We start from the raw sequence: 26,738 nt of genomic DNA, 5'->3' as shown, positions 1-26,738 counted from the left end.
TCAGCTATCGCTGACATAATCATACGTATCCATGCGTTATGTGCCTAGTGCAATCCTCGCGGAGGTTGATAAAATGAATCATTACATACAACTAAAAAAATCGAACTGTAAAAACTGTTATAAATGCATCCGCCACTGCCCGGTTAAATCCATTCGTTTTGCAGATCAGCAGGCTCATATCGTAAAAGAACAATGTATTCTTTGTGGTGAATGCTTTGTAGCCTGTCCGCAAAATGCAAAACAAATCAGAAATGATGTAGAATCCGTTAAAGAAATGATTGCTTCAGGAAGACAAGTTTACGTAAGTTTAGCACCATCCTTCATTGCTAATTATGATAATTCTGACATCACTTCGATGGAAACCGCATTAAAGAAACTTGGATTTACCGAAGTAGAGGAAACAGCAATTGGAGCAACAATTGTGAAAAAGCAATACGAATCAATCATCAAGTCCGGTGAATCTAAAATTCTAATCTCCTCCTGTTGTCATACGGTAAATACCTTAATTCAAAAATATTATCCCGAGGTACTTCCATATCTGGCAAAGGTGATGTCTCCTATGCAGGCTCATTGTACCATGCTAAAGGAAGCGCATCCCGAGGCTTTTACTGTTTTTATCGGCCCTTGTATTTCAAAAAAAGAGGAAGCGGAACAATATCCGGGTATTGTTGATGCTGCTCTAACCTTTGAGGAATTAACCGATTGGTTTGAGAAGGAACAGATCACACTAACCCCATCGCCAAAGACCAAACAAACAACCGGAAAAGCGAGATTATTCCCAATTCCAGGAGGTATCCTGCGTTCCATGGAATATAACGACGCAGATTATGATTATATTGCTATTGACGGTATTGATAATTGTATTCGTGCCTTTAAGAATATGATAAGCGGTAATTTGAATCATTGTTTTGTTGAAATGTCTGCCTGTGCAGGTAGCTGTACTGGTGGTCCGGCAATGGATAAAAAACACAGTATGTTACTATCCGACATCATAAGTGTCAACCGCTATGCCGGTCAAGAGGATTTTGATGTAACACCACCTACATCCTCTCATCTTGAAAAGCAATTTCTCTTCCAGAATTCCAACCTGAAGATGCCCGGAAGTATAGCAGTGAATGAAATTTTGCACAAAATGGGGAAAACTTCCTCTTTACAGGAGCTCAACTGTGGTAGTTGCGGTTATAATACCTGTAGGGATAAAGCAATTGCCGTATATCAGGGAAAAGCGGATTTAACAATGTGCCTGCCTTATCTGAAAGAAAGAGCAGAATCCTTCTCCGATAATATCTTATATAATACGCCAAACGGTGTTATGGTATTAAATGAAGATCTGGAAATCCAACAAATCAATCGTGCTGCAAAGCAATTACTGAATATACGTCATGGGCGTGACATACTTAACCAACCGGTCATTCGCATCTTAAACCCTACCGTATATTTACAGGTAATGAACAGTGAAAAAAATCTGCACGATAATTTGACCTACTTGGATGATTACGGTAAATACATAGAAGAAACTATCCTTTATGATAAAACTTATCATATTATCATCAGTATTATGAAGGATGTGACCATAGAGCAAAAAACAAAACTAAAAAAAGAATCCCTGAACAGGCGAACCGTTGAAATCACTGACAAAGTAATTGAAAAGCAGATGCGTGTCGTACAAGAAATCGCCTCGTTACTTGGCGAAACCACTGCTGAAACAAAAATTGCTTTAACTAATCTAAAGGAGAGTCTGAATAATGAATAGTCTTTGTACCGATGTAGGCTATCTCAGTATTAACAAACATGGCGAGCAGTTGTGTGGAGATCACGTTGAGGTTGCGGAAGGTAATGATAAATCGATTGTTATGGTTCTGGCTGACGGTTTAGGCAGCGGAGTAAAAGCGAATATCCTATCCACACTGACATCAAAAATTATATCCACTATGATGGCAAGCCATATGAGCATTGAAGATTGCGTCGCAACGGTAGCATCCACGCTCCCTGTTTGTGAAAAACGAGGTATCGCCTACTCCACATTCACAATCATACATGTAATCAACAACAAAACCGCTGAAGTAATACAATATGATAACCCACAGGTAATATTATTACGCGATGGTGTAAACTGCGAATACGAAATGAATCAAATCCAGCTCGGAGATAAGAAAATCTTTCAATCGAAACTGGAACTTTTGCCCGGTGATATGCTAATATCCATGAGTGATGGTGCAATCTATGCCGGTGTCGGAAAGACCTTCAATTTTGGTTGGCAAAGAGACAACATCATTGAATTCCTTGAATTAATGTACGAGGAGAATTATTCACCCAAAATGGTTTCCACCATATTATTGGAACAATGTGCTCAGTTATATGGCCAGGCTCCGGGCGATGATACAACAATTGCCGCCGTCAAAATCAGAAAGAGACAGCTCATCAATTTAATGATCGGTCCTCCCTCCAATCCGGATGATCTAGAGGAGATGCTTACAAAATTTTTTGATCAGGATGGAAAACATATCGTATGCGGTGGAACAACTTCCTCTCTCGCAGCCAATTATCTAGGTAAAGAAATAAGTACCGGTTTTGATTATCATGACAATGAGATACCGCCAATCGCTAAGATACCAGGTGTTGATCTTGTAACGGAAGGAGTCATCACCATCAACCGTGTACTCTATTATGCGAAGAATTATCTGGAGGACAATGCCTGTTACGCTCAATGGGGATATCGTCAGGATGCTGCTTCACTTATAGCTAAGCTGCTTTTTGAGGAGGCAACTGATATTAATTTTTATGTAGGGAAGGCAATTAACCCGGCTCATCAAAATCCGACACTACCGATTAATTTCAGTATTAAGATGCGATTAATCGATGAACTATCGGATTGCTTACGCAAGATTGGCAAGCGCATTCAAGTTACTTACTATTAATCATTTAAACAAAAATATTAGTTCATCTAGTATACAATTACTAATAATTACTGCTAGTTAGGAAAATGTCGTAACGTTTATGGCATGTCCGGAAAGGTAAACATATGGGTAAATTTGACACCAAAGTTCAGTATTTAAAATATAGAGTATTAAAAGAAGTTTCAAAATCTGCTTTCTATAATGATTTACATCATGCACTTTATAACATTCCACAAACCATAGTTGACGGACAGACAGCCACCATGCGCTGCTGTATATATAAGGAGCGCGCAATTGTAGGAGAACGAATCAATCTGGCAATGGGCGGTAACGCTGAAAATCCAAATGTAATTGAAGTTCTTGACATCGCATGTGATGAATGTCCGGTAGGTGGTTATGAGGTATCGGATGCTTGCAGAGGCTGTATTGCGCATCGTTGTGAAGAAGTATGTAAAATGGGTGCAATCTCATTTGATCGTAATCAGAAAGCAATCATTGATCATGAAAAATGTGTGGAATGTGGGAAGTGCGCCTCCGTGTGTCCCTTCAGTGCAATAACAAACCACAAACGTCCTTGCCAAAATGCCTGTAAGGTAAAGGCAATCAGCATGGATGATAATAAGAAGGCCATCATTGATAATAACAAATGCATCTCCTGTGGAGCATGTGTTTATCAATGTCCTTTTGGCGCAATCATGGATAAATCCTATATTGTAGATGTGGTTGATATGATCAAGGCAAGCAAAAGTAACACGAAATATAAATTATATGCAGTCATTGCGCCTTCCATCGGAAGTCAGTTCAAATATGTAAAGCTTGGTCAAGTAATCACCGCGATAAAAAGACTTGGCTTTCATAGTGTGGTGGAGGCTGCTCTCGGCGCCGATATGGTAACCAGCTCTGAAGCAGACGAATTACTGGAGAAAGGATTTTTGACCAGTTCCTGCTGCCCTGCTTTTGTTGATTATATTAAAAAACAATTTCCTGCTATGACAAAACATATTTCACATAACCTATCTCCAATGGCTATGATTGCGAAATACATCAAAAAAACCGATCCTAGTTCCAAGGTTGTCTTCATTGGACCTTGTACCGCGAAGAAGATGGAGATGAGCAACCCTGAAGTTGCCCCCTATGTTGACAGTGTAATTACCTTTGAAGAATTGCAAGCACTCATTGATAGTATGGGTATTAATATGGAAAACTTACCTGAGGATATCTTAGATAATGCCTCTTATTTCGGAAGAATCTTCGCTCGTAGCGGAGGATTATCCGAAGCAGTTAGAGAAGTATTAAAAGAGAAGGGACACGAGGATTTCAAGTTTAACCCCGTCTCCTGTGATGGAATTGAAGCTTGCCGTACCGCATTATTAAAAGCCTCAAAGAATGTTCTACCAAATAATTTCATTGAAGGTATGGCTTGTAACGGTGGTTGTATTGGTGGAGCCGGATGTCTGACGCATGGTGACCGTAATAAGAATGAGATTGACCAGTACGGCAAGGAAGCACTTGAGAAAACAGTGCTTGGCGCAATCGCTCCTTATCAGCCGTAGTTTCGCGCTAATTCATTTAAAATATAAGTTATTAACCTGTTATATAGAGAAAGAGGATGTTGCAAAATAAATTATTATTTTGCAACATCCTATTATTTTTATTTTTTATAAACATTATGATTTAACCATTTCATATTCGGATATTTTAAAACAGCCTTTCCAATAATCTTACTTCTTTTAACGAATTTATTCTTCCAGTATCTTGCATCCTCCGATATCTCTCTGTGGTCTCCCATCATAAAATAGGAATCCTTCGGAATAACATAGGGGCCGAAATCCTCATCCAAGGTTGAAGTAACATATTTTTCTTCCAGTTTCTTACCGTCAATATAAACATAACCATCTTTTCCTTCAATTGTTTCACCTGGTAGACCGATGATTCGCTTAATATAGTCTACCTTTTCATTATCCGGAAATGGGAATACAATGATATCTCCTCTTTTGGGATCAGAAAACAAATACGATAATCTTGAGGTAATTACCCGATCCCCTGTCATAATAGTCTTTTCCATAGAGCCGGTGGGAACCTCAACCTTCAGTATGATAACCTTATTAATGAACGTAGCCAATGCAATTGCGCATACAAAGACCAGAATCCAACTAATAATTTCTTTCACTATTTTATTCTTCATAAATCCTCCAATCAGCTATTTTCCGATACTTACAGCATCGTTTTTCTCTTTGGATATAAATTCAATGGATAATTCTCCCATTCTCATAAGAAGGGAACGTAATTTTAATTATAAACTGACTGGATTCGTTTGTAAATAAAAAACTCTCAATGCATACTTATACTTTTGTTATATTGAATAAGGAAGACATATTCATCCATAGTCCGGGAAAATATCTCATAACCTGCCATACCCCAGAACCATTAAGATTGAACTCAGGAATAAGACGTAACTTAGCATTCATACTTCTGACATCATCAAACCAAACTACATGAGCGACACCTTCCGGTGTTGTATAATTATAAAAGGGGGATTGCGCTTCTTCGTCAAATTGAATCGGTACTCCAAAGCTGGCTGCACGAATTATTGCCTCCTGATTTCCTAAGGACTGGGCAGATGTTGTGCCCTGTACGAACGGCAAAGGCCAGTCATATGCATAGTTTGGTGTCCCCATTAGTATTTTATTAGGATCAATTACGGATACCCCATATTGTAATACACGGCGCATATTATTAATCGGCGAGGTGGCCTGCGGTGGTCCATAGGTATAGCCCCACTCATAAGTCATTAAAAGAACCTGATCTGCAATTGCCCCGATTGCAACATAATCATGCGCTTCATAAAGAAGGCCTTTCATTTCACCGGAAGTCTTTGGGGCAAGAGCCACTAATGTAATTAATCCGATTTTATTTAGGGCTGTATTTATGGCAGAAACAAAATCTATAAAGCGCTGTTTATCCTCAGGCAATATAAACTCAAAATCTATATCAATACCAGCATATCCCTTCGCTTGTAAAGCAGTAACCAGATTATTGACTAAATTCGTCTGAGCTTCCGGATTAATAAAGATGGCATGTGCGCTTTCACTGCTAAAATTGCCCTGAGCATCCATTGGCGCCAGCACCATAATGGGTGCTACCCCAAACTCCTTTGCTATGGCAATTAGCTCCGTATCATCTATAGGAACCAATTCACCAGTCGGGGTAAAACCATAAGTGAACAGGGATAGATACGTCAGAAAAGGTAGTGTTTTTCGTAGTACCGTACGGTCAATGAATGGATATGCATACCCATTTGTAACAACCGTATCAATCTTCTCTTCATTTGCATAAGTTATCACCAGTACCTCACCCGGAACCAATCCCTGTCTTCCTGCGACCTGCGGATTGTTTTGATAGATAAGATTGGGTTCCACACCATACTTTTCTGCAATCCCAAAGACCGTATCACCCGCTGCAACCGTATACACGGTATTTGGTTTCCGAATACCGATACTTTGACCAACGAGAAGATTATCCGGATTCGGAAGTTCATTTTCAATAATAATCCTCTCAGCAGACACTCCATACTGATTCGCAATGGATGCCATGGTATCTCCTGCTTTCACCACATGAATCTGCATAATGCTCCATTCTGTCACGGTTTCCATCCACTCCCGTGACAATTCAAAACTTCATAATAATATATGCTATGCAGTTTCTTAAGTGAACTTTGCACTAACTCGGTGAAGCTGTTTACTATTAATATAATCTAAGTATATATCATTATTTATGGAATACCGGATTTACTAATAATGGGACAAAATAAATCCCGCTAAATATATTAAGAATAAAAGCATCCTAAACATATTTCGCGGGATTAAGGTTATCTTGTTATATTTATTTTACATCCGTTTTGGTGAAGGCAAGAATACCAAGGCCGGTTGTTATTACAAAGTATATAACAGCGACTAAAATGGAACGCATATACGCAGGCTCAGCACCTGATATAAGTAATGACATATTATCCCTTAAGCTGGCATAAGTAAACATCACTTTATTCTTCGTTAACATCTGCAGCAAATTACAAATAATAGGAATGAACATTGTCACACCTATAATATTAATTGCAATTACTCCTCCTAAGTTACGTATCAAAACTCCGACAAATACGAGTAATGCTGTGAAAGCTATATATAATATCATTTCAACACTGATCATCTTCGCATATTCTGCCATTGGAGTTGTAGAAAAATCACCTATTTTTCCGGTCACAATACTTCCACTAATTATACCTGTAATCAACGTAACAAGTAGTACTATATAACTGGCAACAACCATCGTAATTAATTTTGAAAAGTAGATAGATATTCTGGAGAATCCTTTAGAAACTACATTCTTCATTGTTCCATGGGAAAACTCCGAGGTAACAAACATCCCCAATATTATTGATAGAATAATCTGATTATCCATGTCAGCAAATGCACTGATTCCGTATTGTATTCCGGTAAAATTCATTAACGAAGATGCATCCCCTGTCTGATCAGCAACCATTTTGCTCGCATAAAAAAGCATAATTAAACCTAGATTAAAAAGTGCTACCCCAATAAAACCACATATATAAAACGATTTACTTCGAAACAGTCGGTAAAAATCCGATTTTAATAATTTTGACATATTATTCCTCCATCCTATCTGTTATTAATTCATTCTCTTATCGGTAGTCTCCATTAACTGCATAAAATATGCTTCCAGGTCCTGACCGACAACGGAGCTTGAATTAACAACGATTCCGCACTTTGCAAGTTCCATATTAATAACACCCGCCTTATCCAGATCTTCCAGGATGTGTAATGTGTTATCATCTACTACTTTAATTGCAGAGGGATTAACAATGGAAGAAATTATTTTCTGTGCTTCTGTAACATTATCCACTTTAACCTCTAATTCACCCTTACATCTTTGTTCCAGTTCCTCATTCGTAAATTCCGTAACCATAACACCATTATTAATTACCCCATAACGTGTTGCCATCTTAGATAATTCCCCAAGAATGTGGCTGGAAATCAGAATGGTTATCTCCCTCTCCCTGTTCAACTTAAGAATCAGTTCACGAATTTCCTTAATGCCTGAAGGATCAAGTCCGTTAATTGGTTCATCTAACATAAGGAATTCAGGATCTCCTAATAATGAGATGGCAATTGCAAGTCTTTGCTTCATACCCAGTGAAAAGTTCTTCGCCTTCTTCTTACCCGTATTCGAAAGCCCAACCAAATCTAGCATATTATCAATCGTCGCTTTCGAATCAAGTCCAAATAATAAGCAATAATATTCAAGATTTTGCTTCGCTGTCATATGAGGAAAAACAGCAGGATTTTCAATCATGGTGCCTGTTTTATGCCTCTGTTCTTCTAAATTGTCCCCTTCAAAAAGTCCTATGCTACCACTGGTTGGACGAGCCAATCCGGCTACCATACGAATTAACGTTGTCTTTCCGGCGCCGTTTCTTCCGATAAATCCATAAATATCGCCCCTTCGAACATTCAGATTTATGCCATTGACTGCCGCTTTTTTACCAAAACGCTTCGTCAAACCATTGGTTTGCAGTACATATTCCATTTAAATATCCTCCTAATTTGTAATCTCTTGTTAATTCAACAACTAACTACGCCATATTTTACCATAACGAGAGTCAAATTACATTAAAAATATATTAAAATTTGGAATTCATTTGCGTAATTTCTCTTATTTGGTATCAACTTTAATATTCTGTACCTCTGCTTTGATACTATTTTGAAGAAGTAAATGATTCAAAACACCGGTTAACTCCTCCTTATATTCATTTAAAAATAGGCAGGTAATCTCATCTCTTTGTTCCTTCGGAATTGCTCTCACTGCAGCGCCCAGAACCTGTCTGGGAAGTTTCTTAAGGCTTAAAAGTAATTTTGGTAGTTTGGAACTGCTATCCTCTTTTTCGGATAACTGTTGTAATAAGATCGGTAACAGATCTTCTGCAGACTTTTCATAGTCTACCTCATCAATCAAAAATTCTATTCGCAGCATCTTCTTGCCACTCCTTTCTATTGTTTGCGCCTTTAAATCACTTACTCGTGCTACAATCCCGTTTTTGTTAGCGATATGATTCATATAATCCACTAGCATTTCATCAAAATGAGGAAGAGCCCAAACAGCCAATTCCGTCTTTTTAGGTAACGCAGATACTAATATTTTGGATAGTCGGCTCGGCTTCCCCTGCTTGCTAATCAGTTTTGTCATTAAACCGTAGAATTTATTATTCTGATCTGACAGCCAGCTTACGAGATACGGCATTGTCAGTTCAAATAACGCATCATAATCAATCTCCTTCACTTCACCCTTAATACGAATCATAAGTGAAGCCCTCCTTTGCTTTAGATCACTCCAATTTGCAATCACATACATAATTATATTATATTATTATAGTATGATGCAGTCATAACCACAAGATTTCAATACATTGCTCAAAGTACCTCTTGCAGATACTTGTTCACCTGAGCTATTGAATGCAAAACTTCATGTCATGTATTTGCATCCTACCTGAAAGTAAAAAACAGCGATTGCAAAACATAAGAGTTTTTGCAATCGCTGTTTCTAAGTATTCTTAACTATACATCATAGAATGTCGTGAGCTATTATGTAACTCATATAAAGATTTTTCCAAAAAGGAAAGAATTGCATCCACCACCTTATAGCTTAACTCGATGATAAAGTGAATGTCCTGATGAATATTTTTAACCGCCCTTAGATATTCCTCATGTGTTCTTCTGATTAGATATACAATATCATCAAAAGAACAATTTCTCTGTCTTTGAAGTCTCTCTCTTTGATTATTCTCATGATTGACATAAGCCTTTAGAGAGTATTTCAGCTCCTTTTCATAAGTTACATGACCCTTTATATTCCCTTCGTAGATATCATTATGAGGATACGTACAATAATCGGAAAGATAATGTGTAATTACGCCAAGATGTCTTGCATAGTATCCATTGATACCTTTTTCAAAATCATAATCTATTGTGATTTTTCTTATTTCTTCTATCAGTGTAATAATTGTTTCATCAAAAGTATGTCTTTTGGTTAGAAAGGATGGGGTGATATCCGGTAATATACTTCCAATATAAAAAGCTTTTTTATGTTCATTTAGATCCTGTACTTGCATGTTATTCATTAAAAACTTCGCAAGTGAGATATGAGACTTTTTTCTCATTATATTCCTCCTTGGAAATGTAACTATCTATCCTAAAAAATGGTTTAAAACGCTATGCATTGAATCATACACCATTTCACATTATTCTACAAGTGAAATTAAGTTCACAATTAATTCATATAAGTCTATTTTTCATTTTATTTTGACAAAGATTAATTGGTAGTAATATATGAATATTTTATGAAGTATACTGAAAAAACGGTGTAAATCTTGACATTACTCCATCAGTAAGGTAAGATTGTAAATTGTAAAATATACCTTGTATAATAATATATTATAGATAGATTAATTTGGATTTAGGAGATGATTGATTGGATCCCAGTGATTTGTGGCAGCCTATTTTATTGTTTATATTATTGATTTTATCCTCTTTCTTTACCACTTCAGAAGCAGCATTGAATGCGGTGAATAAATTGCGAATAAGATCACTTGCAGATGACAATACAAGAGGCGCAAAGACTGCCGGAAAACTAATAGAAGATAAACAGAAGATGCTAAGTGCTATCTCAGTATGTAAAAACGTGGCCAAGATATCCGCGGCTGCATTTGCAACCATCATGGCGAAGCATTATTGGGGAAGCCAGTGGATCTGGCTAACCGTAGCGGTTTTAATATTACTGTTTTTAGTATTTGGCTCAATTATACCCCGAACGATAGCAAGTATTTATACCGAACGATTAGCACTTACATTGGCTGGCCCCATTTATTTAATTGTAGTGCTTTTAAATCCTATTGTTTATGTACTGAATAAGATTTGCAACGGTTTCCTCCGATTATTAGGGATTGATGCAAAAGCAAAAACCATGGCAATAACAGAAAATGAACTTCGTTCCATTCTTGAATTCAGTCATGAGGAGGGTGTAATCGAAAGCGAGGAACGCAGAATGATTACCAATGTGGTTGACTTTGGTGATTCCTTAGCAAAAGATGTTATGGTTCCTCGAACTGATATGGCATTTGCCAATGTTGAATTTACTTATGATGAATTGGTTCAAGCATTCTTTGAAGAAAAGTATACAAGAATGCCGGTATATTCCGATACCCGTGATAACATAATCGGAATTGTCAATCTCAAGGATGTTTTTTTCTATCAGGGAGAAAAAGAGAATTTTAACATGGTTGATATTGTTAGAGAACCTTACTTTACTTATGAATATAAAAAGACCTCCGAGTTATTGATTGAGATGAGAAGGAACTCCATCTCTCAGGCTATTGTTCTGGATGAATACGGTGCGACGGTAGGACTAATTACAATTGAGGATCTTCTCGAGGAAATCGTCGGAGAGATTCGAGATGAATACGACGATGACGAAGAAGATAGTATTAAATCGTTATCTGAGAACGAATATATTGTTGATGGCTTTACCAAACTGTTTGAGATTAATGAAGCACTCGGACTCAATCTGGAATCCGATGATTATGATTCGATCGCCGGTCATATCATATTCCTATTAGATCATCTTCCTGAAGAGGGTGAAACGGTTGAAGAAAATAACATCGTCTTTACCGTTGCCTCAGTGGATAAAAATCGTGTGGATAAGGTGCATATCTTGATAAAGCCTGAACGCGAAGAAGCAGAATCTGATAAATAAAATTTGATATTAAAATTAATTATATACTGACATTTGATATTAAAATCAGTTGTAAAATCATATAATATAAAATCTTTAATCTAATATAAAATCTTTAATCTACTTTAGAGCTTAAAGTCATCCAAAGAATAAGACAACATAAAGCCCATGACCTTTGATAAAATCACGGTCACTGGGCTTTGTTTTTATTGCATAAGTGCAATCCTTTCTAATTTATTTTTCTCTAACAATTCGTACAAATTTTTTCTTTCCTATTTTTAATACATTATCCTCCTGTTGTAAGGGGGTATCTAGTGAAAGCACTTTCTCTTGATTTAATTGTACCCCTCCCTGTTTTACCAATCTACGAAACTCACTGGAGGATACGATTATATTTTGTTCCACCAGTATAGAAACCAAATCAAATAATGTTAAGGCGGAAGCTGTTACTATAATCTCAGGTATATTTTCCGGAATGTCACGATTCTGAAATACCGTGTGGAAGTAGTCACAGGCTTTATTCACCTCATCGATAGAATAGTACAAACCTGTAATTGTCTTAGCCAGTTCTAACTTTATATCCCTTGGGTTTTTACCGTCCGCAAGCTGAATCTTCCTCTCATCAATTTGATCCGGATGTTCATCTGTAACCAGTTCAAAATATCTGATAATCATATGATCCGGAATTTCCATTACCTTTTTAAACATCACTTCAGCAGGTTCATAAATCCCTATATAATTGCCAAGGCTTTTGCTCATCTTTTCCACTCCGTCTAGCCCTTCCAAAATCGGCATAAACATAGCAATCTGCCTCTCCTGTCCATATACCCCCTGTAGTGTACGTCCCATCAGTATGTTAAAGGTCTGGTCGGTTCCGCCCAGCTCTATATCCGCCTTTATTTCTACTGAATCATACCCTTGCATCAAAGGATAGAAAAATTCATGTAAACCTATCGCTTCACTTCGCCTAAATCGGCTTTGAAAATCATCCCGTTCTAGCAACCTGGCTACCGTGGTCGTCGATGCCAGCCGAATTACATCTTCAAACTGAAGCTGCGACAACCATTCACTATTAAAACGTACAGTAGTTTTATTAGGATCAATAATTTTGAAAATCTGCTCCGTATACGTCTTCGCATTCTGCGCTACCTGTTCCTTCGATAGGGGTATTCGGGTTCTGGATTTACCGGTTGGATCACCAATCTTCCCGGTGAAATCCCCGATGATGATGACTGCATGATGCCCCAAATCCTGTATTTGTTTGATTTTACGTAACACCACCGTATGACCAAGATGAATATCTGGTGCTGTTGGATCAAGTCCTAATTTCACTGTTAATGGGCGATTCTCGTGCTTTGACTTGATAAGTTTCTCTTTTAACTCCTCAGTTGATATAACTTGTGCTGCTCCTTTTGTGATAATTCGTATTTGCTCTTCCAATGAATGTTTCATACTCGATCAACCTTTCATGATTAAATTTGATACTGTTCGGATGCCGAAAGCACTGATTTTAAGTTCTTATCGACAATATGTTAAATTAATGGTGTTATAAGAATTGATTAACGTATTTCCTAAGTAGCACGCTCTCGCTTAATGAAGAACGTAATGGTACATAAGAATACAAAAAATCCCGCACCTCTAATGAATTAGAGGGCGGGATATCATCTCGCGGTACCACCTCATATTTATCGACTATTCTCATAGCCAACCTCTTTGAGTACGCTAAACTGCTTTCGGAATCCCTTAACAGGAAATCTAAAAATGTTGCTTAGTTATACTCTAGCACGATAACGGGTGCAGGGAACCGTCAACAGCCTACTTAGTATTCCTGTTCGGTGTGAAGCTCAAAGATGTATTCTGAATTCACCTTCTTGCTCCTCTCATCGACCGGCAGCTTTCTGTAAGAAAGTTCGAACTCGTACTCGTTCTTATCAACGCTTTTAATTATTTGAAAGATAGTATATATTAAAGTCAGGCTAAATGTCAAGATACTGTTTTACATATAACAAACTTTCGATATAGGGATTAATATAGTATTTTAAACCACTTTGGTTAGCTAGACACCAATACTGAACTCAATTAAATATTAATCCTTATTATTTTTCATTGCGATAGATAACATAAGTTTAATTCGGTTCAGTTGGTTCACATTGGATATCCCGGGATCATAATCAATGCCCATAATATTAGCCTTCGGATAACGATCCTTTAGCGGCTTGAACATCCCCTTACCGGTAACATGGTTTGGAAGACAGGCAAGCGGTTGAACACAAATTATATTACTGGTTCCCTGCTCGATAAATTCTAACATCTCCGCCGTAACAAGCCATCCTTCCCCTGTCTGGTTGCCCAGTGATAATACAGAGGAAGCCATCTTTGCCAACTCCTGAATCGGTGTTGGTGCAGTAAAACGCTTACTCTTCTCAAGCTCCTGCTTCACGATATTACGGAATCTTATAATATAGTTCATCGCTATATCGCTTAACTGTTTGTCTAATTTCTTCCCGGCCAGATATCGAGTTCGGAATCCCGAATTAAAAGTAGAATATAAGAAATAATCCATAAGATCGGGTACAACTGCCTCAGCTCCTCCTTGTTCTAATATCGTAACGATATCATTATTAGCAGTAGGATGATATTTTACTAAGATTTCTCCTACCACACCCACTTTTGGTTTTTTGATTTCTATAAGTTCTAAATGATCAAAATCACGTACTATCTCGCTGATATTCTTGCGAAATGTTTTTCGGTTTGCTGATTTGATATTATCCTTGGCAATGTCATTCCATTTTTCATAAAGTAACTGAGCAGAACCGGGGAAACATTCATAGGGTCTGGTGCGAAACAGTACCCGCATAAACAAATCCCCATATATAAGAGCCATAATACATCGATTGATCATCCCAAGTGACATTTTAAACCCTGGTTGTTTGTCCAACCCAATGGTATTCAGTGAAATAACCGGAACCTGACCAAAACCTGCCTGTTGTAACCCTAATTTTAAAAACGCAATATAGTTGGTTGCTCTGCACCCTCCTCCACTTTGTGTAATGATTACCGATGTTTGATTCACATCATAACTTCCTGATTTTAGAGCCTGTACGATCTGCCCAATCATGATTATCGCCGGATAGCAGGCATCATTGTTCACATATTTGAGTCCTTCATCGATTGCACTTCTATCATCTGCCGGTAATACAACCATCTGATAACCACAGGCTCTGGCCGCTTCCTGCACTAATTCAAAATGCATCGGCGCCATTTGAGGGGCTAATATCGTATGCATTTTTCTCATCTTTCTTGTAAATGTGGGCGGGGTAATTGCGATTTCTTCCGCTATCTCATGCTCCATATTATTACCGCGCTCTTCCACCGCTGCTTTCAAAGAACGAATTCGTATCTTTGCTGCTCCAAGATTATTCCCTTCATCAATTTTTATCATGGTGTAAATTTTATTTCCTTTTGATAGTATCTCTGCTATTTGATCCGAGGTTACCGCATCCAGCCCACATCCAAAGGAATTGAGCTGTACCATATCAAGGCATGGTTCCTTCACAACCAAAGTAGCTGCTCGGTAAAGTCTGGAATTATATACCCATTGATCCACTACTCTAAGCTTGTCCTTTAAAGGTAGCAGATGTGAGATGCTATCCTCTGTCAATACCGCCAAACCAAAAGAAGTGATCATATCAGCGATACCATGATTAATCTCCGGATCTACATGATAGGGTTTACCACATAACACGATTCCATGCCGTCCCTCTTTACGAAGCTGTTCTAATACGCTTTCCCCTTTCCTTCGGATATCACTTTTATAATAGTCCCGCTCTCTACATGCCATTGCTACTGCAAGTCTAATTTCGTCTTCATCAATTCCATACTCCGCAAATTCTTCCGTCAGCCTTTTTACTAAAACCTTTTTATTTTCTAAGGATAAAAACGGGGATAAAATCCGTATGTTTTTATTTTTTATCTCATCCATATTATTGCGTATCACCTCCGGATAGGAGATTACAATTGGACAATTATAATGATTGTTCACATCATGATATTCCTTCTTTTCATAAACAATGGAGGGATAAAATATTGTTTTGATACCCTGTTCAATCAGATCCATAATATGTCCATGAGTAAGTTTAGCCGGATAGCAAGCTGATTCTGACGGAATGGTTTCTAATCCTTTCTCGTATAATTTCTTTGATGAGGGAGAGGATAGAATAACTCGAAATCCAAGTGTATTAAAAAAGGCAAACCAGAAGGGATAATTTTCATACATATTTAAAACTCTCGGTATACCAATCGTTCCCCTGATTGCTTCCTTTTCACTTAGCGGGGTATACCCAAAGGTTCTTCGGTATTTATATTGATAAAGATTCGGCAATCGATTATTCGTATGCTGATTGATTCCTATTGCTTTCTCACAACGATTTCCGGCAATAAATTTCTCTCCAGTGGAAAAGGTGTTAATCGTTAGTAAGCATTGATTGGTGCATTTTCCACACCTTGCTGAGGAAACCCTCATTGAAAAATCCTTTAGCTCCGCCGATTCCAAAAGCGAGCTCTTCTCTCCTTCTATATAACGCTCTCTTGAAATCAACGCAGCACCATAAGCACCCATAAGTCCTGCTATATCTGGTCTTACTGCTTCCTTCCCGGTTACCATTTCAAAGCAACGAAGTACCGCATTATTATAAAAGGTTCCGCCCTGGACAATTATCTTTGATCCTAAATCTCTTTCATCTCTTAATTTTATTACCTTATATAAGGCATTTTTTATAACGGAATACGATAAACCAGCAGACAAATCGGGTATCGTTGCTCCCTCCTTTTGTGCCTGTTTTACTCTGGAATTCATAAATACGGTGCACTTGGTACCTAGGTCAACTGGAGATTTTGCAAATAGAGCCTCTTCTGCAAATTCCTCTACACCCATATTTAAGGAGGTTGAAAATCCCTCAAGAAAGGAACCACAACCGGAGGAACAAGCTTCATTCAACAGTATGCTGTCAATCGCGCCATTTTTGATGCGAAGGCACTTCATATCCTGCCCTCCAATATCTAGGATAAAGTTAACCCCTGGGAGAAAATGCTCCGCTGCTTTATAATGAGCGATCGTCTCAATTTCTCCGATATCCACGTGTAGTGCTGATTTAATCAATGCCTCTCCGTATCCGGTAACTGTACATTTGCATAGTTTTGCTTTCTCCGGTAGCTTTTGATACAAATCCTTGATAATTGCTATGAGCTTTGACAGTGGATTTCCCTCATTATTACCATAATGGGAGTAGAGAAGCTCTCCTTCTTGACCAATTAATGCAACCTTCGTAGTTGTAGACCCTGCGTCAATCCCAAGATAAACCTTCCCCTGATAATGTTTTAAATCACCTCTGTTTACTTTAGCTCTATCATGGCGTTCCAGAAAATGCTTATATTCTTCGTCCTTATGAAATAGTGGAGAAAGAATCTTTACTTCATCATCAGATCGATTCTTAATCTGTTCAAATTGTTTTACAAGGTTACTCATATTTACTGATTTCTCATTTGTTATATTAAGAGCCGCACCAATCGCAGCATAGAGTTGAGAATTCTGCGGGCATATACCGTCCTCGTGCTTTAATCCTAAACTTTCGTGAAATCGTTCCCTTAGCTCTGAGAGGAAAAATAACGGTCCTCCCAAAAATGCCACCTTACCACGAATCGGTTTTCCACAGGATAATCCTCCGATTGTTTGATTTACAACCGCCTGAAATATAGATGCTGCAATATCTTCCCTCCTAGCACCATCATTAATAAGTGGTTGAATATCTGTTTTCGCAAATACACCGCACCTGGAAGCAATCGGATAAATCATTGTATGTCCTTTCGCCAGATCATTTAACCCTGAGGCATCCGTATCCAAAAGGACCGCCATTTGATCAATAAAAGCGCCAGTTCCTCCTGCACAACTACCGTTCATTCTTTGCTCCATGCCTGTGCCATAATAAGTAATCTTTGCATCCTCACCACCTAATTCAATCACTACATCGGTTTGAGGTATGAATTTTTCAACTGCATTGGAGCAGGCAATCACTTCCTGAACAAAGCCAATGCCAAGCCATTCCGAAAGAGATAATCCACCGGAGCCTGTGATATTCACTCTAATTATGGATTCACCCAGTGATTCATAACATTCCCTTATCACATTACGTACCGTATTTCTTATATCAGATAAATGACGTCTGTATTCGTGATAAATCAATTGATCTTCCTCATCCAGAGCCACTAATTTCACCGTAGTGGAACCTATGTCTAAGCCTAATCTGTATTTGTTCATGTCTTAGCTCCCATTTTATCAATTCATAATATTGTTTCTTTGTATTATTCACCGATATTGTAAAATCATTCAAAAAAGCCGCACAAACACGCATTGCGTATTTGTACGGCTTTTAGTATGTATCGCTATTTATCGTGATAAACTTCATCATCCCCAAAATAGGAATGCGTCTTTGATTACTTGGCTGTTTATCACTTCATAACATAAATCAATAGCGTGTGCGTTATTATCAATACCTATATCGTAATAAACTTTGACACTTACCTAAGGCGTCTAACTCCTATTTCAATCCGTTATACAGTGCAGTCAAAAGTACTCGGTTTGGATCCTGACTCAATTCCCACATCATTGCTCCACCAAGACCTTTACTATTAATGTAGGAGGCCTTATAGCCCATGGATTGTGGATCATCATAGCTGATAAAGGTCGATCCGTTAAATAACCAAGGAACCATAGATTGAGTATGCCAATTACGTACATAACCAGAAGCATTCAAATAGTTCGCTTCAATATTGGCATAACTTATGGAATTCGCTCCGGAATATCTTTGGTATAATCCATTATTTACATTCGTAACGGATTTATAAATATATCCGTAGAACGGAACTCCCATAATAATCTTATTCGTAGGAAAACCTGCATTAATCCATGCTTTGATGCTTGAATCTACACTATCCTTATATTGTGGAGAAGTATCGGTATTATTGTAAAGAGGAGCATTGAAATCCGTATAGGAATCCCAGCTTCCGTGAATATCATAAGTCATAACATTCGCATAGTCTACATACTGACTTAATTTACTTAATTCAACATTATTCGTATACCAGCTACCAGTTGCTCCTGCAAAGGTCAACAGATATTGTTTTCCGTCAATTGCACCCCTTGCATCCAACTTCTCTCTTAATTTAGCTATTAACAAGGTAAAATTTGTTTTGTCTTCGGCACGTCTAATATTGGTTGATAAGCCACCGGATACCGGGTACTCCCAGTCAATATCTACACCATCGAAACCATATTTCACAATAAAATCAACACAGCTGTCTGCGAATGAGGTTCTCGATGCGTCGGTTAAAGCTACATCCGAGAATCTTCCTGACCACTCCCATCCACCCACTGAAATAAGAGTCTTAAGATTAGGATTAATCTGTTTCAAGGCATTGAGTTTAGTAAAGTTTGATGGATCAACATCAGGATATCCTAGAGCTATTTTATAATCACTTCCAATATTAGCAAAAGCGTAATTAATATGCGTTAATTTCATAACATCCACATCATCCGGTGTGAACTGTGAATACGCTGACCATGCTGCATAGTATCCTACCATCTTTTTACCGGCAAGAACCGGGGTGGGTGTAGGAGCATTGGTCGGACTTACCGTTGGAACAGGTGTTGCGGTAGGCGCTACTGTCGCAGTAGGAATAGGAGTTGCGGTTGGACTTGGCGTTGCAGTAGGTGCTACCGTGGGTACCGCTGTCGGGGTTGGTGTTATTGCTGCAGCTGTTTGAACTGATATAACATTACTACTTGCAGATCGGTTACCTGCTGCATCCTTTGCCTTTATGTAATAGGAATAAGTTGTTGCTGGGGTTAAATTACTTACATTATAAGATGTAGAAGTACTTGTCCCTACAAGAGAACTGTTTTTATAGATCTCATAGGAGGATACTTTCACATTATCAGTAGATGCGTTCCATGTTAAAGATACTGAGTTGCTCGTAACGGATGTTGTTCTTAAATTCGTTGGAGCAGTCGGAACAGTACGGTCTACTTTTGCAGATGCACTCAATCCACTTGATGTCATTACGCCATTTAATATAAAAATGGCTGTAAGAATAATTACCAAGAACTTTTTATTCGTCCATGATTTAAAATATTGTTTCATTTTGCCCTCCCTTTTAACGTGCTGTAACTATGTCCATTTGTTTTAGATACATTGATTTAATGTAAAGCATCCTAAAACGAATGGATATCTGGTGTAATATAGTGTCATATGCTTTGTGTATTATTTACACATCACCTATTCAAATACTATCATCCATTGTGCACTACGTCAATTGGTTAGGGGTAGGGAATCAGTGGTAAGTTCTCGTCCTGTATTACTTATCGTTTGTAGAGTTTCCATTGCCGCTGACCGGAATTGCGTCCCCAAGATAGGTTGGCTTTGGCTTTACAATGATATAAAGGAAATCCTTGCAGCGTGCGAGTATTTCTCTCTCCTCTCGGTAATTTTGTCCACGATATTTTCTTGGGTCAGAGGCCACACCGTATACATCAAGTCCTAGGCCTTTCCCATCATATAAAGAGCGATACATATGATACTTCTGTGTAATTACTATCATTTTTTTTACCTGAAAAATTTCTCTTGCTCTGTACATACTCTCATATGTTGAAAAACCCGCATGATCCATAAATATATTCTCCGAAGGTATCCCAGCATCAATCGCATATTGTTTCATTACATTTACTTCATCATAATTGGTGCGTCCGTGATCCCCGCTCATTAATAAACGGTCAGAAACTCCCGACTTATATAAAGCAATCCCTTGGTCCAAACGATCTTTTAACATTGGACTAGGGGTGTTATTCTTCCATACTCCGGCTCCCAGAATAATAATACAATCCATGTTCTTTCGCTTTTCGGCCTCAGAGACTGTAACCATTCTACCTTTAACGGAAGAGGTTACATACCAGTTTATACATAACGATGTTACGATTCCTGCTAACCCCATAATAACGAACAAAATTGCTACCCTGACTAATAATTTCTTTACTCGCTTCATCTTCGTTCTCCTTAATAATAATTCCTATTTCCTCTTATATCACAACTCCAAGACTTCTTAATTGATCCAGTGCTTGTTCATGACTTTTTACTAGTATCGTATGTATTCCATATAATTTTGCTGCTTCAAGGTTCTCCTCCATATCATCTAAAAAAACCGCACTGGATGGATTGATATTATATTTATCAAGTAAAATCTGATATATCTGAGCTTCAGGCTTTACATGGTTTACTTCATAAGATATCACCCCACCATCCACATATTTTAAAAAGCGAAGATTCTCATTACAATATTCATAATGTCCTCCATTAAAATTCGAAAGAAGATACACTTGATAACCATTATTCTTTAATCGCTTCACAAACCCCTCTGAGTATTCGTATTCTCGTACAGTATCATAAATATGGTCGAAGAAGTGCTTTATCTCTTTTTCAATACCGATGTCGTATTGACAGCAGATTTCAGTCATCTCTTCCCTGGTCATACTCCCCCTGTCCCATTCCTTCCAAGCATCACTATAAACTGTTGAAGCACTGATACGCTCAAATAATTCCTTATCGTATCCACAATCCATCAAATATTCCTTCCAACCAAAGCAAGCGAGTACATTTCCAATATCAAGTATTACCGTTTTTATCATAACTGTCTCCCATCTGTTCGTATCTTATAGTGTATTGTATTAATTATCCATTTTCTTGACTTTACCATTATAAGATTCTTATGTCAACAGAGTTTATCCAACACCAGTGCAATATAACTTCGCTCTTGACAGTCCCTCAAGAGTTATATAAAATATATAATATTTCATAGTATTCTTATATGAATATAAGTAATATATCAGAATCAAAAAGATATCGTGAAAGATAAATCTTTCACCGCGAAGTTTGTGCCTATGTAATCCTCGACTCAAACTTTACATGCGTATAAAATGTGCGCAGGAATGGAGGTAAATTTATGGATGATTTACATTTGAAATATGAAGAATTATTAGCATATTTAAAGAAGCTTGGTTGTGCAGCAATTGCTTTTTCTGGCGGTGTTGACTCTACGTTCCTATTACATGCTTCTAAAGAAGCACTCGGACAAAATATCATAGCAGTTACTGCCCGTTCACTTAGCTTCCCGGAGAGAGAGTTAAATGAGGCAACCCAGTATGCTCTGGAACATGAGATTGAACATTATGTAGTGGATTCAGAGGAGCTGGATATCGAAGGATTTTCAAAAAACCCAAAAAATCGTTGTTATCTATGTAAATCCGAGCTCTTTACCAAGATCACTGATATGGCAAAGGAAAAACATATAACAGCGGTACTAGAAGCTTCCAACAGTGATGATAATGGTGACTATCGTCCCGGATTGATTGCAGTAAAGGAGCTTGGAATACATAGTCCATTAAGGCATGTTGGATTTACGAAAGCAGAAATACGAGAGTTATCCAGAAAATTCGGACTACCGACATGGAATAAACCCTCCTTTGCATGTCTCTCCTCCCGTTTTCCTTATGGAGAAAGCATTACACCGGAACGCCTCATTATGATTGATAAAGCAGAGCAATACTTACTTGATCTTGGTATCTGGCAGGTGAGAGTAAGGATTCATAATAATTTAGCACGCATTGAAACCGATGAAAAAGGGTTTGCGATACTTCTTGACACCGATACTCGTAATAAACTTTATGAGGAATTCCGCAAAATCGGTTTTACCTATGTGTCTCTAGACCTGAGGGGTTATCGAACCGGAAGTATGAATGAGACCTTAAGTACGAATGAGATGAATTACGGCCTGAACAATTGATTTTGCATTCATTGATGTCAAATAAGATAATTCATTCGTCGGTATATTAGCAATAAAATCTATTTTCATTCCGGATATCAAAAAAGTGCTGCCACCCTATGATTACTTAATCATTAGCGAGACAGCACTTTTTATTTATTATATTAATGTAATTAGTTGTTGATTAACTTCGGTTTGCTAGTCCAGCTCATCATCTTACGAAGTTCTGCACCAACTACCTCTAAATCATGTTGTGCTTCAATTCGTCTGGTTGCATTGAAGTTCGGGCAGCCTACCTGATTTTCTAATAACCAGTTACGAGCAAAGGTACCATTCTGGATCTCAGTAAGAACCTTTTTCATCTCTTTCTTAGTTTCAGCTGTAATAATTCTAGAACCGGTTACATAATCACCGTATTCTGCTGTATTGGAGATGGAATATCTCATTCCAGCAAAACCGCTTTCATTGATTAAGTCTACGATTAACTTCATCTCATGGATACACTCAAAGTATGCGCTTTCAGGCTCATAACCTGCTTCAACCAATGTCTCAAAACCTGCCTTCATAAGAGCGGTAACACCACCACAAAGAACAGCCTGCTCACCAAAAAGATCAGTTTCTGTTTCTTCTCTGAAGGTTGTCTGAAGAACACCTGCTCTGGCGCCACCGATTGCCAATGCATACGCAAGACCTAAATCATGTGCTTTGCCTGTAGCATTCTGGTGAACTGCAATAAGACAAGGAACACCGCGACCCTCTTGGTACTGACTTCTTACTGTATGACCAGGTCCCTTTGGTGCGATCATTAATACATCTACGTCAGCAGGAGGAATAATCTGACCAAAATGAATTGCGAAACCATGTGCGAACATTAATGCATTACCCGGCTTTAAGTTAGGAGCGATTTCCTCTTTGTAAAGCTTAGCCTGCTTTTCATCATTGATAAGAATCATGATGATATCTGCTTTCTTAGCAGCTTCTGCTGCAGTATATACTTCAAATCCTGCTGCTTCAGCCTTTGCCCAGGACTTGCTTCCTTCATAAAGACCAATGATAACGTTTGCTCCTGATTCCTTTGCATTCAATGCATGTGCATGTCCCTGACTACCGTAACCGATTACGGCGATTGTTTTTCCTTCTAATAATGAAAGATTACAATCCTGTTGATAAAAAATCTTTGCCATTTTTATATCCTCCTTGTTTTTTGCAGGACTATTCGTCCCAGCATGTTAATTTACTCCGGGGTTTCCCCCTTTGTATGAAATGAGGATTGCTCCCCTATTTATAAACCTAATTCCTGTCACAAATTAATCTTCGATATAATCTGCAATATCTCCTGACCCTCTGGCAAGACCGGTGATCCCGGTACGTACCAATTCTTTTATCGTATATTGATTTAACAAATTAATAAATGCATCAATCTTTTCCTGATTACCAGTAAGCTCAATCATAAGAGATTCTAAAGCGACATCAACGATTTTAGCTCGGAAAATATCAGCGATAGATATAATGCTCTGACGATCCTTCTCAGTTGCACTGACCTTTACCAAAATCAATTCTCTTGTAACGGATTCACCAGGAGCTAATTCCTTAATTTCGAAAACATCCTCCAGTTTGAGTAACTGCTTCTTGATTTGCTCCAAAATTTGATCATCGCCATGAGCCAGAATGGTCATTCTTGAGATTTCCGGATCCTGGGTCTCTCCTACAGTTAAGCTATCGATGTTATACCCTCTTCTGCTAAACAATCCCGAAACACGACTTAGCACACCCGCTGTATTGTCTACCAGAATTGATAATACCATTCTTTTCATAGAAGGCTCCTCTCTGTATGTATATTACTTTTCGTATCTAAATAGAAAAGCCCATCACCACAGGTCACTCTGTAATGGGGCTTCTGTTGCTGTATAAAAAGTAATATTATTAAGTTTTAAGTTATTGTATCAGCAACCTCACTATTTGTCAAGTCTTGAAACGACGGTATTTGCAGAAATTTTTTATTGGTTTAAATCGATAAAGCGTTGCATAAAAATACATGTTTTTTAAATGATTATAAGCAAGCCAATATTGCGAACAAGCCCTGTCTTTAGGTATTTTTTCTTTAGAATTATCTGCCTTTTTTGTAAAAAACCTGCTTCACTTAATTCGCTGAATCTCTGAATAATCATTCTTTTTTCCGCAGACAATTGTTCGCCATACAAATGCACAAATTCTGCGGCCTGTTGTTCAAGTGATAGGATAGATTCCTTTTGTTGATGTAACGAATGCAATCTGTTCTTAACATATGACTTAAAATCTGCACCTCCAACGATATTACCTCCATGTTGTCGATACATCAACGTACTCTCGTTCACAAATCCAATTTTACCAAATGAGGCTGCAATCAACGCCACCCACCAGTCATGATACTTGGCGTGCTGAGGCATACGATTACTCTGTAGAATTTTACGTAATGCAGCATTTACCATCACGGTACAACCTATTAATTTATTCTCCATGAGTAAATGAGATAAATCCGTTTTGGAAGGATCCAGATGATTTGATTTAAAGAATGAGGGATAAAGCTCCTGCAAGTCACTATCTACCACAGAAGTATCCGTAAATACTGCAAAGGGCATTCCTTTGCCATATTGTGCCTCCATATTACGCATTCTCTTTAATGTAATACCGATCTTGTTACTCTTCCACACATCGTCCTGATCACAAAACATCACATAATCCATCGTCGTCTTTGAAAGCCCTTCTATAAAATTACGAACCAGACCAAGATTTTTCACATTCTGATACACATGCACTCTGGACGGATTTTGTTCTTCATAAAATCTTAAAATCGATACTGTATCGTCCTGTGATCCATCATCATAGATAAACAGTTCAAAATCCTGATAGTTTGACGCCAGAATGGAATCAATCTGTTCCCTAATATATTTTTCTCCATTATAGGTTGCCATTACGACTGCTACAGTACTCATGTTAACGTCTCCATCAAATCTATAGTTTATTATAAATTTTCACCGTGTTAGGTTTATTATTTCCAAAAGGACTTATTCATACTAAAACATATCACCCAGCTCTTTGGGAGAATATCATACCGTTTGCCAACCTGATAGCCCAGAAACTTAAATCCACTGCTAAGAATCAAATCCGGAATTAATAAGTATTTCTTTTTGCTAATGAGATATTTCATGGCGTTCTTCACCATCTTGATCCCCTCTGATTCTGATTTTATACCATAAAACACTTCAACGTATTGATTATGAGATACTCCCAGATCAAAGTTACGGGTAAATTGTTGCATATAGGAATAATTATGGGAATGAACTACCTTTGCCTCAGCCACATAGGCCACACGGTAATCCGCCTTAATCATCGCGGCTGCCATAATCATATCTTCATTAAATATAGTCTTGTCCACAAAACCACCCATTTTTTTATAAACGATATTACGATAGGTAGCACATACATCGGAACAGAAAAATGTTTTAATTCCCATGGTATCCAAGTCCTCTAGGGATTTAACCATACTCTTCTTCGGATAATTGAAACTACGGATATATCGCTCTAAAAATTCTGTTTTCTCATCTGCCAGCTGTCTGGCATAGGTTGCAGACACCCAGGGATCATCATATGGAGCAAGTATATGTTCTATTAAGTGTTCATCAGAAGGAATCGCATCCTGAGTCATAAACATAATAAACTCAGCATCGGAAAGGGATGCACCGTATTTTCTAGTTCCACCGTGATCAAAGGAAGACTTCTCAATTGGAACTACTGTAATATTAAGATTTTCAACCTCCGGCAACGGCTGTTCCTGTCCCGGAGTTTCTTCTGTATGCAGAATAAAAACCCGGCCAGGCTTAACCGTCTGACTGTCCAACATCTTCAATAGCTTATTCAGCTTATCGTCAGAGTGATAGGTCGGAATGATTACATCCACCGAGTAATTATTGATTGGTTTATTTGTTGTATTTGACTCTTCCATAGTTTATATTTCATTTCCTTCCATAATATATACTCTTTGTGTTAAGTATACCACAATTTGGAGAAATGAAAACCAGAAAGATTATTAAGAATATATAAAATGTAGTTATCGTTATTCAAGAAACGGTTGCTAATAAAGCGATAAGGAAAGTAATCTCGTAATAAAAGACAGTTGTAGTTTACTAGCAGTTCTAA

At 37.9% G+C, this 26,738-nt stretch carries 20 protein-coding genes and 1 other annotated feature; of the genes, 5 read left to right on the top strand and 15 right to left on the bottom strand.

Annotation, left to right across the window (positions count from 1 at the left end; genetic code table 11):
- Positions 1 to 73 precede the first annotated feature (73 nt).
- The 3 genes from AC6IWN_RS04475 to AC6IWN_RS04465 all read left to right on the top strand — a co-directional run bounded on the left by AC6IWN_RS04475 (position 74) and on the right by AC6IWN_RS04465 (position 4,450).
- Positions 74 to 1,753, top strand: coding sequence for a [Fe-Fe] hydrogenase large subunit C-terminal domain-containing protein (locus AC6IWN_RS04475; RefSeq protein ID WP_497991175.1), 1,680 nt, complete (start codon positions 74 to 76; stop codon positions 1,751 to 1,753).
- Positions 1,746 to 2,918 (top strand): SpoIIE family protein phosphatase, encoded by a 1,173-nt coding sequence (locus AC6IWN_RS04470; protein WP_497991174.1) that lies wholly within the window; start codon positions 1,746 to 1,748, stop codon positions 2,916 to 2,918. The genes AC6IWN_RS04475 and AC6IWN_RS04470 overlap by 8 nt, the downstream gene beginning before the upstream one ends.
- 104 nt (positions 2,919 to 3,022) lie before the next feature.
- Positions 3,023 to 4,450 carry a 4Fe-4S dicluster domain-containing protein gene (locus AC6IWN_RS04465; protein ID WP_497991173.1) on the top strand — a complete coding sequence of 476 codons (1,428 nt, stop codon included), beginning with the start codon at positions 3,023 to 3,025 and terminating at the stop codon, positions 4,448 to 4,450.
- 98 nt (positions 4,451 to 4,548) lie between these two features.
- Here AC6IWN_RS04465 and lepB read toward each other — a convergent pair whose 3' ends face one another.
- From lepB to AC6IWN_RS04435, 6 genes are all read right to left on the bottom strand, one after another.
- Positions 4,549 to 5,082, bottom strand: coding sequence for a signal peptidase I (lepB, locus tag AC6IWN_RS04460; protein WP_497991172.1), 534 nt, complete (start codon positions 5,080 to 5,082; stop codon positions 4,549 to 4,551).
- A 157-nt stretch (positions 5,083 to 5,239) separates the two neighbouring features.
- Positions 5,240 to 6,541: a LysM peptidoglycan-binding domain-containing protein gene (locus tag AC6IWN_RS04455; protein WP_497991171.1), complete on the bottom strand. Its 1,302-nt coding sequence runs from the start codon at positions 6,539 to 6,541 to the stop codon at positions 5,240 to 5,242.
- Between the two features lie 238 nt (positions 6,542 to 6,779).
- Entirely contained in the window at positions 6,780 to 7,556 is a 777-nt protein-coding gene (locus tag AC6IWN_RS04450) for a DUF2705 family protein (protein WP_497991170.1), read from the bottom strand.
- A gap of 24 nt (positions 7,557 to 7,580) precedes the next feature.
- On the bottom strand, positions 7,581 to 8,498 hold the full coding sequence (locus tag AC6IWN_RS04445) for an ABC transporter ATP-binding protein (protein ID WP_497991169.1): 918 nt from the start codon (positions 8,496 to 8,498) through the stop codon (positions 7,581 to 7,583).
- Positions 8,499 to 8,624: 126 nt separating this feature from the next.
- Entirely contained in the window at positions 8,625 to 9,269 is a 645-nt protein-coding gene (locus AC6IWN_RS04440; protein ID WP_497991168.1) for a hypothetical protein, read from the bottom strand.
- A 250-nt stretch (positions 9,270 to 9,519) separates the two neighbouring features.
- Positions 9,520 to 10,125 carry a zinc dependent phospholipase C family protein gene (locus AC6IWN_RS04435; protein WP_497991167.1) on the bottom strand — a complete coding sequence of 202 codons (606 nt, stop codon included), beginning with the start codon at positions 10,123 to 10,125 and terminating at the stop codon, positions 9,520 to 9,522.
- Positions 10,126 to 10,436: 311 nt separating this feature from the next.
- On the opposite strand from AC6IWN_RS04435, the gene AC6IWN_RS04430 reads away from it, so the two are divergent.
- On the top strand, positions 10,437 to 11,717 hold the full coding sequence (locus AC6IWN_RS04430) for a hemolysin family protein (RefSeq protein ID WP_497991166.1): 1,281 nt from the start codon (positions 10,437 to 10,439) through the stop codon (positions 11,715 to 11,717).
- A gap of 213 nt (positions 11,718 to 11,930) precedes the next feature.
- Here the strand turns inward: AC6IWN_RS04430 and tyrS are convergent, their stop codons facing one another.
- The 5 genes from tyrS to AC6IWN_RS04405 form a co-directional block, all read right to left on the bottom strand.
- Positions 11,931 to 13,148: a tyrosine--tRNA ligase gene (gene tyrS / locus AC6IWN_RS04425; RefSeq protein ID WP_497991165.1), complete on the bottom strand. Its 1,218-nt coding sequence runs from the start codon at positions 13,146 to 13,148 to the stop codon at positions 11,931 to 11,933.
- Between the two features lie 194 nt (positions 13,149 to 13,342).
- Positions 13,343 to 13,640, bottom strand: a binding site (T-box leader).
- A gap of 142 nt (positions 13,641 to 13,782) precedes the next feature.
- Positions 13,783 to 18,009: an acyl-CoA dehydratase activase-related protein gene (locus AC6IWN_RS04420; protein ID WP_497991164.1), complete on the bottom strand. Its 4,227-nt coding sequence runs from the start codon at positions 18,007 to 18,009 to the stop codon at positions 13,783 to 13,785.
- Between the two features lie 280 nt (positions 18,010 to 18,289).
- Entirely contained in the window at positions 18,290 to 19,891 is a 1,602-nt protein-coding gene (locus tag AC6IWN_RS04415) for a glycoside hydrolase family 18 protein (protein WP_497991163.1), read from the bottom strand.
- Positions 19,892 to 20,105: 214 nt separating this feature from the next.
- On the bottom strand, positions 20,106 to 20,789 hold the full coding sequence (locus tag AC6IWN_RS04410; RefSeq protein WP_497991162.1) for a SanA/YdcF family protein: 684 nt from the start codon (positions 20,787 to 20,789) through the stop codon (positions 20,106 to 20,108).
- A 34-nt stretch (positions 20,790 to 20,823) separates the two neighbouring features.
- On the bottom strand, positions 20,824 to 21,429 hold the full coding sequence (locus tag AC6IWN_RS04405; protein WP_497991161.1) for an HAD family hydrolase: 606 nt from the start codon (positions 21,427 to 21,429) through the stop codon (positions 20,824 to 20,826).
- Positions 21,430 to 21,743: 314 nt separating this feature from the next.
- Here AC6IWN_RS04405 and larE point away from each other — a divergent pair, with 314 nt between their 5' ends.
- Positions 21,744 to 22,583: an ATP-dependent sacrificial sulfur transferase LarE gene (larE, locus tag AC6IWN_RS04400; RefSeq protein ID WP_497991160.1), complete on the top strand. Its 840-nt coding sequence runs from the start codon at positions 21,744 to 21,746 to the stop codon at positions 22,581 to 22,583.
- 152 nt (positions 22,584 to 22,735) lie between these two features.
- On the opposite strand, the gene ilvC is transcribed toward larE, so the two are convergent.
- The 4 genes from ilvC to AC6IWN_RS04380 form a co-directional block, all read right to left on the bottom strand.
- Positions 22,736 to 23,746 carry a ketol-acid reductoisomerase gene (ilvC, locus tag AC6IWN_RS04395; protein WP_497991159.1) on the bottom strand — a complete coding sequence of 337 codons (1,011 nt, stop codon included), beginning with the start codon at positions 23,744 to 23,746 and terminating at the stop codon, positions 22,736 to 22,738.
- A gap of 123 nt (positions 23,747 to 23,869) precedes the next feature.
- Positions 23,870 to 24,376 carry an acetolactate synthase small subunit gene (ilvN, locus tag AC6IWN_RS04390; protein ID WP_497991158.1) on the bottom strand — a complete coding sequence of 169 codons (507 nt, stop codon included), beginning with the start codon at positions 24,374 to 24,376 and terminating at the stop codon, positions 23,870 to 23,872.
- Between the two features lie 228 nt (positions 24,377 to 24,604).
- Positions 24,605 to 25,534: a glycosyltransferase family 2 protein gene (locus AC6IWN_RS04385; protein ID WP_497991157.1), complete on the bottom strand. Its 930-nt coding sequence runs from the start codon at positions 25,532 to 25,534 to the stop codon at positions 24,605 to 24,607.
- Between the two features lie 56 nt (positions 25,535 to 25,590).
- Complete coding sequence (locus AC6IWN_RS04380) at positions 25,591 to 26,544, bottom strand: glycosyltransferase family 2 protein (RefSeq protein ID WP_497991156.1); 954 nt, start codon at positions 26,542 to 26,544, stop codon at positions 25,591 to 25,593.
- Positions 26,545 to 26,738 lie beyond the last annotated feature (194 nt).

It is taken from the genome of Variimorphobacter sp. HTMS_6, assembly GCF_059717775.1.
The sequence above is the reverse complement of the archived record's forward strand: the minus strand, read 5'-3'. Positions and strand labels throughout refer to the sequence as shown.